Annotated in this window: 14 protein-coding genes; 12 read left to right on the top strand and 2 right to left on the bottom strand. The window is 44.5% G+C overall.

The window, feature by feature from the left end:
• Positions 1-4: 4 nt before the first annotated feature.
• Together BI182_RS05945 and thiD are read left to right on the top strand one after the other, a co-directional pair.
• Positions 5-649, top strand: coding sequence for an HAD family hydrolase (locus BI182_RS05945; RefSeq protein WP_286806211.1), 645 nt, complete (start codon positions 5-7; stop codon positions 647-649).
• Positions 646-1452 carry a bifunctional hydroxymethylpyrimidine kinase/phosphomethylpyrimidine kinase gene (thiD, locus tag BI182_RS05950; protein ID WP_286806212.1) on the top strand — a complete coding sequence of 269 codons (807 nt, stop codon included), beginning with the start codon at positions 646-648 and terminating at the stop codon, positions 1450-1452. Before BI182_RS05945 ends, thiD begins: the two co-directional genes overlap by 4 nt.
• Before the next feature lie 98 nt (positions 1453-1550).
• Here thiD and BI182_RS05955 read toward each other — a convergent pair whose 3' ends face one another.
• Positions 1551-4004 (bottom strand): diguanylate cyclase, encoded by a 2454-nt coding sequence (locus BI182_RS05955; protein ID WP_286806214.1) that lies wholly within the window; start codon positions 4002-4004, stop codon positions 1551-1553.
• A 218-nt stretch (positions 4005-4222) separates the two neighbouring features.
• Here BI182_RS05955 and BI182_RS05960 point away from each other — a divergent pair, with 218 nt between their 5' ends.
• Genes BI182_RS05960 through BI182_RS05980 form a run of 5 tightly spaced genes read left to right on the top strand, consistent with a single transcriptional unit; the run spans position 4223 to position 8230 of the window.
• Positions 4223-4657: a Fur family transcriptional regulator gene (locus tag BI182_RS05960; RefSeq protein ID WP_070370907.1), complete on the top strand. Its 435-nt coding sequence runs from the start codon at positions 4223-4225 to the stop codon at positions 4655-4657.
• Positions 4654-5652: a metal ABC transporter substrate-binding protein gene (locus tag BI182_RS05965; protein ID WP_242871595.1), complete on the top strand. Its 999-nt coding sequence runs from the start codon at positions 4654-4656 to the stop codon at positions 5650-5652. Before BI182_RS05960 ends, BI182_RS05965 begins: the two co-directional genes overlap by 4 nt.
• Entirely contained in the window at positions 5649-6350 is a 702-nt protein-coding gene (locus tag BI182_RS05970; protein WP_070370909.1) for a metal ABC transporter ATP-binding protein, read from the top strand. The genes BI182_RS05965 and BI182_RS05970 overlap by 4 nt, the downstream gene beginning before the upstream one ends.
• Positions 6347-7168 carry a metal ABC transporter permease gene (locus BI182_RS05975; protein ID WP_148638164.1) on the top strand — a complete coding sequence of 274 codons (822 nt, stop codon included), beginning with the start codon at positions 6347-6349 and terminating at the stop codon, positions 7166-7168. The genes BI182_RS05970 and BI182_RS05975 overlap by 4 nt, the downstream gene beginning before the upstream one ends.
• 12 nt (positions 7169-7180) lie before the next feature.
• Complete coding sequence (locus BI182_RS05980) at positions 7181-8230, top strand: DMT family transporter (protein WP_286806219.1); 1050 nt, start codon at positions 7181-7183, stop codon at positions 8228-8230.
• A 103-nt stretch (positions 8231-8333) separates the two neighbouring features.
• On the opposite strand, the gene BI182_RS05985 is transcribed toward BI182_RS05980, so the two are convergent.
• Positions 8334-8993: a TetR/AcrR family transcriptional regulator gene (locus BI182_RS05985; RefSeq protein ID WP_286806220.1), complete on the bottom strand. Its 660-nt coding sequence runs from the start codon at positions 8991-8993 to the stop codon at positions 8334-8336.
• Between the two features lie 319 nt (positions 8994-9312).
• Here BI182_RS05985 and BI182_RS05990 point away from each other — a divergent pair, with 319 nt between their 5' ends.
• From BI182_RS05990 to BI182_RS06010, 5 genes are all read left to right on the top strand, one after another.
• The gene (locus BI182_RS05990; RefSeq protein WP_286806222.1) at positions 9313-10110 is read left to right on the top strand and encodes a methyltetrahydrofolate cobalamin methyltransferase; all 798 of its coding nucleotides are present in this window, start codon (positions 9313-9315) and stop codon (positions 10108-10110) included.
• 169 nt (positions 10111-10279) lie between these two features.
• Positions 10280-10909 (top strand): cobalamin B12-binding domain-containing protein, encoded by a 630-nt coding sequence (locus BI182_RS05995; RefSeq protein WP_148638161.1) that lies wholly within the window; start codon positions 10280-10282, stop codon positions 10907-10909.
• Positions 10910-10963: 54 nt separating this feature from the next.
• On the top strand, positions 10964-11941 hold the full coding sequence (locus BI182_RS06000; RefSeq protein ID WP_148638160.1) for a uroporphyrinogen decarboxylase family protein: 978 nt from the start codon (positions 10964-10966) through the stop codon (positions 11939-11941).
• A 271-nt stretch (positions 11942-12212) separates the two neighbouring features.
• The gene (locus BI182_RS06005) at positions 12213-14366 is read left to right on the top strand and encodes a HelD family protein (protein WP_286806225.1); all 2154 of its coding nucleotides are present in this window, start codon (positions 12213-12215) and stop codon (positions 14364-14366) included.
• A 362-nt stretch (positions 14367-14728) separates the two neighbouring features.
• Entirely contained in the window at positions 14729-15352 is a 624-nt protein-coding gene (locus BI182_RS06010) for a P-type ATPase actuator domain-containing protein (RefSeq protein ID WP_286806227.1), read from the top strand.
• The last annotated feature ends 123 nt before the right edge of the window (positions 15353-15475 follow it).

Below are 15475 nucleotides of genomic sequence, written 5' to 3' on the forward strand. Positions count from 1 at the left end.
TCAGGTGAGTATAAACACGGAGGGGATCATCTTTGATCTGGACGGCACCTTGATTGACTCGATGTCGGCCTGGGAAAACATTGGCAGTGATTTTTTAAGAAAACATGGGATTGTTCCCCCGGATGATTTAAATGAGACCATCAAAATCATGAGTTTTGCCGAATCGGCCCGGTATTTTATTGAAGTTTATGGGATCGCCATGACCGAAGAACAGGTGGGGGATGAAATTAATGGGATGATCCGGGATAATTATGCCACACACATCGAACTAAAGCCCTTTGTCCGGGAAGTGCTGAATCAGTATTTTAATCAAGGCATCAAAATGGGAATTTTAACCGCTACTCACAAGTCCTTGACAGAACTGATTTTAGAGCGCTTTGGTCTGCTGAATCATTTTGATTTTATTCTGACGTCCGGGATGACTGGTTTACCCAAAAGTCAGCCGGAGATTTACCATCGGGCGGTGTCCCAGCTACAAATACCGGCCCAGCAGATTACCATTTTTGAAGATGCCCTGTATTGTATCCGGGCGGCCAGAGCGACCGGCTGCCAGCTGGTGGGGGTTTATGATGAAGCCTCCAAAAATGATTGGAATGAGATCCAGAAGCTTTCGGATTTGAGTATTATGAGTTTTAAGGAGTTGCTGTGAGAAAAAAAGTCTTATCCATTGCCGGTTCGGATTGCAGCGGTGGCGCTGGCATCCAGGCTGATATCAAAACAATCATGGCTCATGGTAGCTATGCGATGACGGCAATCACCGTGTTGACCGCCCAAAATACCACCGGAGTCTATGGGATCGCCGAAGTGGCCAGTGAATTTGTCGAACAACAACTGGATTGTATCTTTACTGATATTTTTCCGGATGCCGTTAAAATTGGAATGGTTTATCGTGCCGAAATCATCGGAAGTATTGCCAGAAAACTAACGCAACATCAGGCCAGAAATGTTGTTCTTGATCCGGTGATGGTGGCCACCAGTGGGGGAAAACTGTTGAGTAATGATGCCATTGAAGCATTAAAAACCGAGCTGATGCCGCTGGCGGATCTCATCACGCCGAATATTCCCGAGGCCCAATGCTTATGTGGCTTTGACATTCGCTCAAAAGCCGAGATGGTTAGCGCCGCAAAAAAAATTGCCACAATCTACGCTGGTAACATTCTGATCAAGGGTGGTCATCTGGTTGAGTCCGCTGATGATTTTTTGTTGCTTCAGAATGGTGATCAACGAGCTGAAATCTGGTTGCCTGGGGAAAGAATAAAGAATCCCAATTCTCACGGCACCGGTTGCACCCTTTCCACGGCAATTGCCTGTAATCTGGCCGCTGGCGAGGACTTAGAAGAGGCCGTAAAAAAAGCCAAAGACTATGTCTCCGGAGCACTGGCGGCCAACCTCGATTTGGGAGCAGGCAGCGGCCCTCTGGATCATGGTTTTTGGATGATTTGGGAGCCGTAAAAAAATCCCGGCGCTTTTTTTCAAAACCATCTGCAAATAAATAAAAGCCGATTACTTAGCCATCTTGATGCGTTGTTTGATGGTAAGTTATTGGCTTTTTATGCTTTTGGCCATTCTTTCTTAAGCACTTTTTCGACAAAAGTCCGGGCCAGCTGTTCGTCAAATTGCTGACCGGCGCATTTTTTAATTTCGATGATCGCCTCTTCATCAGTCAAGGCCCGGCAATAAGGCCGCTCGGTGGTCATTGTGCAGTAGGCATCGGCAATGGCAATGATCCGACCCTGTAAGGTTATTTCATTGGCTTTCAGACCTTTGGGATAGCCCTTACCATCCCAGCGCTCATGGTGCTCCAGCACAAATTTGGCAATTTCAGCCAATTCAGTGACGGAACGGAGAATGTGGTAGCCGATTTCAGGGTGGCGCTTGATTTCAGCCCATTCGGCATCGCTGAGTTTTTCAGACTTGTTTAAAATGGCAGCGTCGATGGCAATTTCGCCAATATCATGACGCAATCCAGCCAGGCCGAGCTGATTGAGCGCTTCTGTTTCCAAGCCCAGTTCTCGGCCAATGGCCTGGCAGTAATCACAGACTAATTGGGAATGAATCACTTCCTGGTGGTTCCGTTCGTAAATGGAATTGACAATTAATTCGATGGTGGCTTTTTTAATACTGGGACTGATAGTCAGTTTATGTTGATACATGGCATCTTCGGCGCGTTTAAAAACATCGGTCAGGTCGTCATGAGGATCGGTTTTAATGGCAAAGCCCATCGAAACAGATAGGATGATGTTGTCAATTCGGACCTTGCTGATCGCAGCATTGAGTCGCTTAACAATATTTTCGACACTGTTGCGGTCAGTTTTTGAAAAGAGGATCACAAACTCATCGCCGCCCACCCGTGAGGCAATTTCATCGTGGCGGCATTCACTTTTTAAGATCTGGGCAAATTCTTTTAAAATCTTGTCCCCCATTTGGTGGCCATAGGCATCATTAATCAGCTTGAGCCCGTTGACATCTGCCATAATCAGGGCAATTGGCAGGTTTCGCAGGGTATCCAGACGGAGGAGCTCTTCTTCATAAAAACGACGATTGTAGAGTCCGGTTAACTGATCATGATAGCTTAAATAAAGCACTTTTTCTTCGGCTTTTTTGCGTTTGTCAATATTGCGGCTGACTCCCACCAACTCAATATCACCACTGGCATGGTAGCGGTATTTGGTGGAAACCTCAACCCAGATCAGGCGGCCATTTTTGCAGGGCTGCTGGATTTCAATCAGGTAGGTATTGGGAGCTTTGGGGTTGGCAATAAAGGTTTGGACATTTTTTTTGAGGTTTGCCCGAACCCGCTGTAGGGAATCGGCCGTCATCGAGTCGGCCAGATTTTCGGCCATCGCTTCTTCGGGCGTGAGACCCCGCAACTGAAAAATTGAGGGGCTCATGTAGGTAAATGTGTTATGGGTAAGATTGAAAAGCCAAATAACATCAGAGGCAAATTCAGTCAGGAAACGGTATTTTTCTTCGCTTTTAATCAGGGCCAGTTCAGCTTTCTTCCGTTCAGTGATATCGTTAATAATGCTGATGATGTGAGGGGTGTTGTTCATGATGATAATTTTAGCAGAAACGGAACAGATGCGGATATCATTATTTTTGGTGCGAAAATTCAATTCGTAGTCATCAACAGACTGATTGTCGGTGATGGCTTTGAGCAGCTTTTCCCGATCGGCGGGCTGTTCGTAAAGATTCAGCTCCAATAAACTCTTGTTTTCAACTTCTTCCCGGGAGAAGTCAGTAAAATTTAAAAAGCCAAGATTGAAATTGATAATTTTGCCGTTGGGCAGATTGGTGATCAGACTGGCATCGGGACTGAGGTTAAAGATTTGCTCAAACTGCTCCTTGGCAGTGCGAATATCGGCACTCATCCGTTCATTGTTCATGACAATAAAAGTGAAGGTCACAATGATGTTGAAGATAAAGGCGCCGGAAAAAGAAAAAATTTGAAAAATAGTTGGCGTCAGGGCATTACTTATCGGAGCGGAAAACAAAGCAAAAATGGCTCTAAAACCGGAAAAAACACTCATGACAGCATACATCATAAAGAGCAGCGGAATTTGGCGGGGGAAGGGGGGCTTTCGGATATTAAAAAGGGTGGTGGCAATCAGCAGAGCAATCGTAGCAAAGGATAAATAGACAAAAAAGATGCGCAGCGAAATGCTGTTAAATACAAACTCGAAATAGATAAGCAGGACCAGACAAAATCCGAAAACAATGGATGGAAGCCATTTATTTTCCGGCAGATCTAAATAATTCACCAAGCCCAGATACTGAAAAATCAGTGCCAGTAGGAGCAAAGCGTTTCCAATCACAACCGTGACCAGGCCGTTATCGCTACTGCCCTGAAGCATCACAAAAAGAAACCCCAGGGCAAAAAAGGAGCAGCTGGCTCCAAAGTGATCAACGCCGGGATATTTGGACGACAAAAAAAAGATAAAGATTGCCTGAAAGACGCTGGAAATTACTAAAATCAGGGCAATGGTAGCCAGATCGATATTCATAGTTGCCTCTCATCGGATGAAGACGGATAACGTGTAACAACAGATGCCCGCATTTTAAAAAAGGATTATTTATGATTATTATATCCCGATTTGATAAAAAGAAACAGCGATCGTTAAAAAATACTAATATGAAAATGATTTTCAAATTGCTTTGACAGCGGTGGGATTTTGATGTAATATGAAAATGATTTTCAAATTCATTTTAAGCGGGGGAAAAAATGGGAAAACCGTCTTACTACAAAACAAAGCAACAGGATACAATCCTGAAGTATTTGATTTCCAAAAAAAATCAGCACATTACTGTCACTATGATTGCCGAATTTTTAGAAAAGCAGGGCACACCGGTGGGCGTAACAACCATTTATCGACATCTTGACAAGTTGGTGGAACAGGGCGAACTGCAAAAATATATCATCGATGGAGTAACCAGTGCCTGTTTTCAGTATATCGGCGATGAAGCCCATTGCCATGAGCATTTTCATCTGAAGTGCGAAAATTGCGGAACCCTGATTCATCTGGAATGTGGCTACATGAATGATCTCTACACCCATGTGTTGAAACACCACGCCTTTGATATTAATTCATTCAAAACAGTTTTTTATGGTTTATGTAAAGGCTGTTCAGATAAAAAAAACCATACGGAGGCATTATGATGCGAAAAAAGATTGTTGTTTTTATGGTTCTACTGGTTTTGGCAGTGGGTGTAACCGGCTGTGCCCAGAATACAGCGGCAAAAAACGCCGAGAGTGCAGGAAAGATCAGCATTGTCACGACTATTTTTCCCGTCTATGATTTTGCCAGAGCGATTGCCGGGGGTCAGGCTGAGTTGACGATGCTGGTAAAACCAGCTGCTGAAGTTCATTCCTATGATCCTTCACCGGCAGATATAATAAAAATTCAGGAAGCGGATGTATTTATCTACATTGGCGGCGAGAATGATGCCTGGGTCAGCACCATTCTGGAATCCATGGATACCAGCAATAAGAAAATTATTCGGCTGATGGATGCGGTTAAACCGGTTGAAGAGGAAACGGTGGAAGGGATGGAGGCTGAAGAAGAGGAAGTGGCCCCTGAAACGACTCAAAATAAAACCGAACCGGCTGAGGAAGAAATCGAGTATGACGAACATATCTGGACCTCACCTAAAAATGCCATCTTAATGGTCAATGAAATCGCTGCGGCATTGGCTGAAATTGATCCCCAAAATGCTGCTGTCTATACCCAGAATGCCGCTGACTATACGGCTCAGATTCAGGCCGTGGATGATGAAATTGCCGGGATTGTGGCAGCCGCTCCCAATAAGCTGCTGGTCTTTGGTGATCGCTTTCCGTTTCGGTACTTTGTTGACGAATTCGGGCTTGACTATAAAGCCGCATTTCCGGGCTGTAGCACCGATACCGAGGCCAGTGCGGGCACTTTGGCTTATCTGATGAACACCATCAAAGAGAATAATATTAAGTATGTTTATTATATCGAACTCAGCAATCAAAATATTGCCAAAGCCATCAGCGAACAAACCGGAGCCGGGCTGCTGCAACTTCATTCGGTTCATAATGTGACAAAGGACGATTTTGATGCTGGCGCAACCTATGTTTCAATTATGCAGCAAAATGTCGAAAACCTGCGAAAGGGGTTGGCCAACCAATGAAACTAATTTCCTGTGAAGGGGTCACCATCGGATATGATGGACAACGGGCCGTGAACAAGGTCAGCTTTGATCTGGAGCAGGGTGACTATCTTTGTATTGTGGGCGAAAACGGTTCAGGAAAAAGTACCCTGGTCAAAGGTCTGTTGGGACTGATTAAACCTCAGGAGGGCAGCATCACCTTTAACGGCATTGCGCCAAATGAAATCGGCTATCTACCGCAACAGACAGTGATTCAGCGGGACTTTCCAGCCAGCGTTGGCGAGGTGGTGATCTCCGGCTGCCTTAATCGGCGCGGGCTGTTGCCGTTTTATTCCCGGGCAGAAAAAGATCGGGCCGCTGATAAGATGAAGCAGCTTAATATCACTGATATTCAAAAGAAATCCTATCGGGACTTGTCGGGAGGCCAGCAGCAGCGGGTGTTGCTGGCCCGGGCCCTCTGTGCCACCGAAAAACTGTTGCTGCTGGATGAGCCGGTTTCCGGTCTGGATCCGGTGATGACCGCCGATTTGTATCAATTGGTAGCAAGGCTTAATCAAACCCAGGGGATTACGGTCTTGATGGTTTCACATGATCTGGAAAGTGCCATCAAATATGGCAACAAAATTCTGCACATGAAAACCGAAACGGCGTTCTTTGGTTCAACCGCCGATTACCTTAAAACAGAGATGTGTCAGCGGATGATGGGGGCTAAGATATGATTGAATTGCTGACTGAATTACTATCGTACACCTTTGTGGTCAGAGCCCTGATCGTTGGGGTTCTGGTCTCGCTGTGTGCCGCCCTGCTGGGTGTCAGTCTGGTCTTAAAACGCTATTCGATGATCGGAGATGGCTTGTCTCATGTCGGTTTTGGGGCCCTGGCCCTGGCGATGGCGTTAAACCTGTCGCCGCTGGAAGTGGCCATTCCGGTGGTGGCGGTGGCCGCCTTTGTGCTGCTACGGATCAGTGAAAACAGCCGGATCAAAGGCGACGCGGCGATTGCCCTGATTTCCAGCAGTTCACTGGCTATTGGTGTGATTATCATATCCTATACATCGGGGATGAATGCCGATACCAGTAATTATATGTTTGGCAGCATTCTGGCGATGAGTGAGAGTGACGTGTTGCTCAGTGTTGGAGTTTCGGTTGTGGTGATTTTGCTGTATGTGCTGTTTTATAACAAGATTTTCGCCGTTACCTTTGATGAAAGCTTCACTCGGGCCACCGGGACCAATGCCAGCCGCTATAACACCATGATTGCTTTGTTAACGGCGATGACGATTGTGGTGGGGATGCGGATGATGGGAGCGCTGCTGATTTCCAGTCTGATAATTTTTCCGGCCTTGACGTCAATGCGCTTGTTTAAAACCTTTAAGCAGGTAGTAATCAGTTCGGCCATTTTGTCGGTACTCTGCTTTGTGGCGGGAATTTTCCTGTCTTTTATTTTCTCCTTTCCCACCGGCGCCAGCGTGGTCGTGATCAATTTGCTGATGTTTGGCATTTTTTCAACTATTGGTTTATTTAAGAAAAAGCGTTAGGAGGTTCAGCGATTGAAGAAAAAAAATACAGCGGTGGTGTATGCTATTCTGGCAGCGCTGCTTTTTGGGATGAATGCGCCTTTTTCTAAGCTCTTACTGGAAGAAATTGATCCTTTGTTTCTGGCGGCGCTTTTATATCTGGGGGCGGGGCTGGGGATGACCATTCTGACAGTCTTAAATAAAACCCGGCGAACAGCATCAAAAGAAGCCAGACTCACAAAAAAGGAACTGCCAGCGGTCATTATGATGATATTACTGGATATTGCGGCACCGATATTTTTATTGATGGGAATCAGTTTGACCAATTCCAGTACTGCTGCCCTGCTAGGTAATTTCGAGATTGCCGCAACCTCAATAATTGCCATGATTTTCTTTAAAGAAGCCATTGGTAAACGGATGTGGGTGGCCATTGGCTTTATTTCTCTGGCCAGTGTCATCCTGACAATAAGTGATGCGACGACGATTAACTTATCGATTGGGGCTGTTTTTGTAATTCTTGCGTGTATCTGCTGGGGCTTTGAGAATAACTGCACCCGGAATTTATCAATCAAAGATCCGGTTCAGGTGGTTGTCCTTAAAGGCTTTGGATCAGGGCTGGGTGCGCTGTTGATTGCCGCAATCTGGGGCGACCTGTCAGGTTCACTGATTGATATCATTCTGGCCATGGCCTTAGGCTTTGTCGCTTATGGTTTGAGTATTTTTTTCTATGTCAAAGCCCAGCGGGGGCTGGGAGCATCCAGAACCAGTGCCTACTATGCGGCGGCTCCGTTTATGGGGGTTCTGATATCCTGGCTGGTACTTAAGGAACCGATCACGGTTTCGTTTTTAATGGCCCTGGCCATCATGCTTCTGGGAACCTGGCTGGCTTTGTCAGAAGATCACGAACATGCCCACACTCATCTTGAAGAGACCCATGATCACAGCCATAACCATGATGATGAACACCATCTTCATGCCGATCATCCGCCGGTTAAGGGTGAGCATTGTCATGAGCATACCCACAATAATACGGTTCACAGTCATTGCCATCTGCCGGATGTGCATCATCGGCATTTGCATTAAAGTTACCGGATAAATGTTATTAAATTGCACAAAAAACTTAGCCGTTCTGCTACTAGCAGCCATGGCTAAGTTTTTTTTATTTGCGGGAGATATAAATAACCAATTAGACAACCCGAAAATAAGGTTTAATCTCAAAAGGGATTAATTGTAAAATGTGTTTGCTTTCAGCAATGATTTCATCAATGCGGTTTTCCTCAATGTGCATTAGCACAAAATGAAGGCTGGTCAGGTAATCCAGGCATTCTTCCAGGGAGCAGTTAAACTCACCGTTGGCATAAGCTAATTTAACCGCTAAGGAGGAAGCCATGGCCGATCGGGCAATCATTGATATTTCATCGGGACAGCGTTTTAGTTTCAAGCCATAGTGGCGATCATGGATTTTATAAAGATGAACAGCACTTCGGGAAAAGGTATCGTCATGCTTTTCATCGGCGTGCTCTTTAACAAAGCGCATGACATTAGGGTCACATAGGTGTAGCCGATCATATAAGCGAATTTCCACTGCGGTGCTCACCTGTAAATCGGTTTCTCTTTCCGGAAAATATTCCAGATAGAGTTTTAATGCCACATTGTTTTTATGCTCAATCAGAAATTTTTCAGTCACTTCCCGGGCTAAATTCGATTTTGATTTAAAATAATAAGTAATTAAGGGTTTGGTAATTTTGCAGATATCTGCAATTTGATCCAGATAGGTTGCCGTATAGCCTTGCTCATAGAAAAGTTTGGTGGCAGTCTGGAGGATGTTTTCTTTTTGATTTTTCATCGGCGTCTCTCTTTTCTTGATGCGTTTATTGTAGCCTTTAATCATGGGGAGATCAAGGCAAAACTAAGAAGTGAAGAAAAAAACTTTACCGGTAAAATAATGATTGACAATTCGTAAAAATAAGACTATACTGCAATTACTTTACCGGTTAAATTCAAACGGATCAAAAAAGAAATGGTGCAAAATAAAGCAGACAGTGAGCGTGCAGAGGGTAAGCATCATAATAGGGTTGTAAACGTTGATCACCCGGGAAATTTTAAGAACGTGTGAAATCGGTTTCGGATTACGAAAAACCAGCACGTTAAAGAAGGAGTAAAAAATGATTATTATTGGCGAAAAAATTAACGGCGCCATTCCCTCAACCGGGAAGGCAATTGCGGAAAAAGATGCTGAGTTCATCCGGAATCTGGCCATCAAGCAGGCGGAAGCCGGAGCTGATTTTATCGATGTCTGTGCTTCGGTGGATGATGACATCGAACTGGAAACGATGAAATGGTTAATCGACATCGTGCAGGATGCTGTGGATACACCGATTGCGGTGGACAGCCCCAATGTCTATACTTGCATTGAATCGATGAAATACTGCAATAAGCCAGGACTGTTCAACTCAGTATCATTAGAAGGTGACAAAGTCGATGTGTCCTTTAAGGTGTTGGCCGATACCAAGTGGGAATGCGTGGCGCTATTAAACAGTGATAAGGGTATCCCGAAAACCGCCAAGGATCGGCTGGAAGTGTTTACTGACTTAATGGCAAAATGCAAGGAATATAACATTGACCCATCCCGCATGCATATTGATCCCTTGATTGAAATGCTGTGTACTTCGGAAGATGGTATTACCATGGTTACTGAAGTCATCCGGGAAATTAAAAAGCAATATCCAACCATTCATGTCACCGGCGCTGTCAGCAATATTTCCTTCAATTTACCAGCCCGTCGGATTGCCAATCAGGCCTTTGCTGTTCTGGCTATGAGTGCTGGCATGGACAGCTTTATTCTCGATCCCCTGAACAAGGACATGATGGGAATGCTCTTTGCCACTGAAGCGATGATGGGCGAAGATGAATATTGCATGGAATATATTGGTGCCTTCCGGGAAGGTATTTTCGTAAAATAAAAACAGCCGTTGACTTGCTCCGGTTTACGCCAAACAATTTCGTAAACCGATAGCAAAGCAATAAGCGGTTATTTAGATAAGTTAACAAAAAATCCGGCACTCACACAGGTTCCGGGTGGTTTAAATAAAAGTAAATAAATTAAATCAAAAATCAAAGGAGAAATTGAAGATGTCAAAAATTGAAGATGTAAAAGTATTGGTCGAAACTGGTAAATCAAAAAAAGTTGCTGCAGCCGTTCAGGAAGCCCTGGATGCTGGTGATAAAGCACAGGATATTCTGGATGCGATGATCGCTTCCATGGGTGTAGTTGGCGATAAATTCTCATCCGGCGAAATTTTTGTTCCGGAAATGTTAATTGCTGCTAAAGCGATGTCAAAAGGCGTAGAAGTATTAAAACCGGTTATGGCCGGAGATGGATCCAGCTCACTGGGGACCTGCATTATGGGAACCGTTGCTGGAGACCTTCACGATATCGGCAAAAACCTGGTTGTGATGATGTTGGAAAGTGCCGGATTTGATATGGTTGATCTGGGCGTTGATGTGCCAGCAGATAAGTTTGTTGAAGCCGTAAAAGAAAATAACAACGTGGTTCTGGTTGCTTGTTCCGGTTTGTTAACAACGACCATGCCTGCTTTAAAAGAGGCAGTCCAAACCATTAAAGCAGCTTATCCGGACATGAAGGTTATCGTTGGTGGTGCGCCAGTTACTCAGGAATACGCGGATGAAATCGGTGCTGATGGTTATGCTCCAGATGCTGGCAGCTCCGCAGCTAAAGCCAAAGAACTAATTGGCGCTTAATTAAAACACACATTTATTTAGGATTTGCTGAATATAGCATATAAAGGAGAAATAATGTTAACAATCAGAGAAAATTTACTGGAAACAATGAAGGGTGGCAACCCGGATCGTTTTGTCAAACAATATGAATTCATTGATCTGATCATGGAAGTACCAACTGGTATTGAATTTAAATATGGACAAACATGGAAAGATCATTGGGGGATTACCTGGCAATGGCCAGAAGGACAGCTCGGCATGTTCCCGGTTCATCACGACGGCCTGGCAGTTATTCAGGATATTACCGAATGGAAAAAAACCGTCAAAAAGCCAGCCATAGCCACCTCCGATGAAGCTTGGGCGCCAGCCATTGCCCACGCCAATGCCGTTGACCGTAAAGAAAAGTATGCGACGGCATTCTTTGCACCGGGCCTCTTTGAAATGACCCATCATTTAATGGGTATGGAAAACGCCCTGATGGCCCTTTACGAAGAGCCGGAAGCGATGCAGGAACTGATTGACTATCTGACTGAATATGAACTGGAATTTGCGGCTGTAATGATGGAAAAATTGAAGCCAGAAGCGATTTTACATCATGATGACTGGGGTAGCCAGATCTCTTCCTTTATTTCGCCAGAAATGTTTGAAGAATTCTTTGTACCGTCATATAAAAAAATCTATCAATTCTATAGAGACAATGGGGTGGAACTGATTATTCACCACAGTGACTCTTATGCCGCTAATTTAGTGCCTTATATGATTGAAGTGGGCATTGATATCTGGCAGGGGGTCATGAACACCAATAATATTCCTGAACTGATTGAAAAATACGGCGAAAAGATCACGTTCATGGGCGGTCTTCATAGCGGTACTGTTGATTATCCCGGCTGGGAAAAAGAAGTGGTTAAAAAACAGGTGGAAGAAACCTGTAAAACCAATGGCCACAAATATTTTATTCCGTGCCAGACATCCGGTCTGCCAATTGAAAACTTTGAAGGCGTTATTGCTTATATCGATGAGTGTATCGATGAAATGAGCAAGGAACTGTTTTAACTAAGCACATAAAAAACCCTGGATCGCATTTAGATTGGCGATCCAGGGTTTAATTTTTTCACGCTACGTTGGCTTGCTGAAACCATCAGGCTTGCACTGTCACTTCGGACTGTGATTGGGAAAAGACATCTCGGTAGTCCAACTTTTCTTCACTTATATGATAGCATGGAACCCCAAAAACTACAAGACTGTTCTAAATAGCCCAATTATGGTAAACTACCAATCGAAGCTGCTGCATGAGCATTGCCGATTCATAAAAAGGGGTATCGAGATGAACGAAAAACAAAAAGATTGGCCGATTGAAGAAGAAAAACTGAAGGAAACCATGGCGGAGGCCAGACTTCAGTTGAATGACGCGATCAATGCGAACGATAAAAACCGGGAAATGATTCAGGCGGCAAAAAAAGAAATACGTGAAAACACTTCCCACAGTATTGGTAATCTCTGGGGCTCTGATGGCTTTGAAGCACTGGTTGAGCTAAGTCAGGCGATGAATCCGGTGACCGAACGAACGGCCATTTATGAATTTACTGAAGTCAAGATTAAAAAACTCCAAAATATTCTGGAATCACCCTATTTTGCCCGCATTGATTTCTGCTTTTGTGAGGGGGATCATACCGAGCAAATCTATATTGGCCACCATTCGCTTAAAAAAGAAAATGTCTATAAACTGCTTATTCATGATTGGCGGTCACCGGTTGCCAGCGTTTTTTACCGTTTTGCGCCGGGGAATGCCTATTATGATGCACCGGTTGGCCGGATTGAGGGCAAACTGCTGTTAAAACGACAATTTGAAATAAAGGATGGCCAACTGGAGTACTTTTTTGATGCGGATCTGCAGGTTTTTGATGATTTTCTCCGAAAACTGTTGTCGCACAATACCTCGCCCAAAATGAAAACCATTGTGGAATCGATCCAGCGGGATCAGGATCTGGTTATTCGGGATATGGAAAATGACCTGTTGATTGTTCAAGGCGTGGCGGGCAGTGGTAAAACGTCGATTGCCCTGCATCGGGCGGCCTATCTGATGTATCAGGGCTTATCAAACCGGCTGGAGGGTCGGGAAATTTTGATCATTTCGCCCCATAAACTCTTTGAGCAGTACATCGCGAACGTGATTCCCGAGCTGGGTGAAGAAAATGTTCGAACGGTTATCTTTGACGAAGTTCTTAAAGATTTGATCGACAGAAAATTTGAGACCAAAAACATCTTTCTGGAACGGGTCTTATCAAATGGTTCGCAGAGTGCGTTAAAAAGGGATGCGATGACCTTTAAAGGCTCAGCCGATTTTATCACAATTTTTGATCGATTTATTGCCGAAATCCCCGAGCGTTTTATGAACATCCGGGATATAAGCTATAAAGGTGAAACGATTTTTACCCGAACTGAAATAATCAGCCGCCTGCAAATCAATCCGGATACGCCCTTAAAAATCAAACTGGGTTATCTGGAAGAAGCCATTAATGAAAAAGTCTATCAAAAATGGCGCCGTCCCCTTAAAAGTTCGCTGCGCAGTGAAATGATGCGCTTTACCGAAATTGACACATTTTATCTGTATCAACAGCTTTATGAAAGCGAGCGCAACTTTTTTAAACTGGCTACCGGGATTAAGCTGCCGGACGGCATCAATAAAATTCTGGCAGGAACCAAACGCAATCTGGCTCATAAAAACCTGAACTATGATGATGCCTTAGCCTTGGGTTACTTAAGCTTACGGTTATTTGGGGCCAAAGAATACAGCACCATCAAACAGGTGATCATCGATGAAGGCCAGGATTATTATCCCCTTCATTATGAAATTATTAACCGCTTGTTTTTAAAATCCAAGCTCACTATTTTGGGAGATATCAACCAGACTCTGCAAAAAAGTGAAGATCTCAGCTTTTATCAGCAGATCACAAAGCGTTTAAACCGCAAGAAAAATGCCCTGGTGACAATGAACAAAAGTTATCGCTGTACCAGCGAAATTTTGCGTTTTAGTAAGAAATTTATTGATGATGAGATTCCGGTGGAGAGTTTTAACCGTAGTGGCGCAGAACCGGTGTTGCTGGGGGTGCCCAATTTTGTGGAGCTGGTTGACCGGCTTACGGAAGCGATCGATCAGTGCAAACAAGAAGGCTACCAATCAATCGGGCTGATTTTAAAAACCCAGAAAAACACCACTGTGCTTTTTGATGCCTTATCAAAAAAAATGCAAGTCAATCTGATTCGCCATGAAACGGTGGCGGAGATTGAGGAGGTCTCGATCATGCCGGTGTATCTGTCCAAAGGGTTGGAGTTTGATGCGGTGTTTATTTGTGATGTCAACCAGGCCAATTATCAGAGTGAGGCAGACCAGCGGCTGCTTTATATCAGCTGTACCCGGGCCCTGCATCGGTTGTATCTGCTGTGGGAAGGTCAACCGAGCCCACTGCTTAAAAAATAATAGGCGTGATTCGATAATGAGCTCTCCCCAAATGAAGCACTCGAATTCAAGGATTGATTTAAAAAAAATAAATAGTCAGAAAAAACGAACCGGTAATGCCATTACGCACTACCGGTTTTTTTGTTTTATATAACGAGTAAGTACCATATCGCCACATTGTTTTCTTGATTGATTAATGTTTAGTTAACTGACGGTCATGCAATACTGATATCATAGCAGGAATCAACAAATATAAAAATGGTAGCATCATAATGAAAATGCGAAAAATTGATTGGATAGCCGGAGGCATGGGTATACAAAAATAAAGACCGATTTTTCCCGAGAAAAATTGTCGAATATAATTAAAAAGAGGGTGATTGACGATGCAGCAGACTGATTACGAATCGATGGGAGCGGTTCCAGAAAAACCCATTGAGAGCTTATCCGTTGCGGATGTGTACGTTGCACTAAAAACAAGTGGACAAGGCTTGAGCTCTGACGAAGCGGCCGCACGACTGGCCCATTATGGTGAGAACAGCATTCAAAAAAAGAAGGGCAAGCCGCTGATCTGGAAATTTCTGGCCAATTTTACGCACCTGATGGCCATTCTTTTATGGATTGGCGGCGTGGTTGCTCTGGTTGCCCAGTTGCCCCAATTGGCCATTGCAATTTGGCTGGTCAATCTGATTAATGGACTGTTCAGCTTCTGGCAGGAGTTTCAGGCCGAAAAAGCGGTGGAAGCGCTGGGTCAACTGTTGCCGACCTATGCCCGGGTAATCCGGGACGGCAAAGAAGTCAAAATTCTGGCGGAGGAGCTGGTTCCCGGGGATCTGATTATTCTGGCTGAGGGTGACCGGATTTCAGCCGACAGTCGTCTGGTGGAGGACAATGACTTTAGAGCCGATCAATCGATTCTGACCGGGGAATCGCATCCGGCCCACAAAACCAGGGATGTTGGCCATCGTACCGATCTGGGGCGTGCGGAGCAGCCCAATCTGATTTTTTAGACTTTAGTCTGTTGAGCACGCAAAACGTGCGAAATAATAAACCACCTGCTATGCGGGTGGTGGGCAAAAGGGTTATACCCAAAAATCACCTTTCCATGTAAGATAGAGATGTTCAGGCTCTAT

The sequence above is a fragment of the Acetobacterium sp. MES1 genome, from assembly GCF_002237635.1.
GTDB classification, from domain to species: Bacteria; Bacillota; Clostridia; order Eubacteriales; family Eubacteriaceae; genus Acetobacterium; species Acetobacterium wieringae.

Excerpts from the sequence above, each read along its gene's own strand:
- BI182_RS05955 (WP_286806214.1), bottom strand. The coding sequence starts at position 4,004 with ATGAATATCGATCTGGCTACCATTGCCCTGATTTTAGTAATTTCCAGC.
- BI182_RS05960 (WP_070370907.1), top strand. The coding sequence starts at position 4,223 with ATGGGAAAACCGTCTTACTACAAAACAAAGCAACAGGATACAATCCTG.
- BI182_RS05965 (WP_242871595.1), top strand. The coding sequence starts at position 4,654 with ATGATGCGAAAAAAGATTGTTGTTTTTATGGTTCTACTGGTTTTGGCA.
- BI182_RS05970 (WP_070370909.1), top strand. The coding sequence starts at position 5,649 with ATGAAACTAATTTCCTGTGAAGGGGTCACCATCGGATATGATGGACAA.
- BI182_RS05975 (WP_148638164.1), top strand. The coding sequence starts at position 6,347 with ATGATTGAATTGCTGACTGAATTACTATCGTACACCTTTGTGGTCAGA.
- BI182_RS05985 (WP_286806220.1), bottom strand. The coding sequence starts at position 8,993 with ATGAAAAATCAAAAAGAAAACATCCTCCAGACTGCCACCAAACTTTTC.
- BI182_RS05990 (WP_286806222.1), top strand. The coding sequence starts at position 9,313 with ATGATTATTATTGGCGAAAAAATTAACGGCGCCATTCCCTCAACCGGG.
- BI182_RS05995 (WP_148638161.1), top strand. The coding sequence starts at position 10,280 with ATGTCAAAAATTGAAGATGTAAAAGTATTGGTCGAAACTGGTAAATCA.
- BI182_RS06000 (WP_148638160.1), top strand. The coding sequence starts at position 10,964 with ATGTTAACAATCAGAGAAAATTTACTGGAAACAATGAAGGGTGGCAAC.
- BI182_RS06005 (WP_286806225.1), top strand. The coding sequence starts at position 12,213 with ATGAACGAAAAACAAAAAGATTGGCCGATTGAAGAAGAAAAACTGAAG.
- BI182_RS06010 (WP_286806227.1), top strand. The coding sequence starts at position 14,729 with ATGCAGCAGACTGATTACGAATCGATGGGAGCGGTTCCAGAAAAACCC.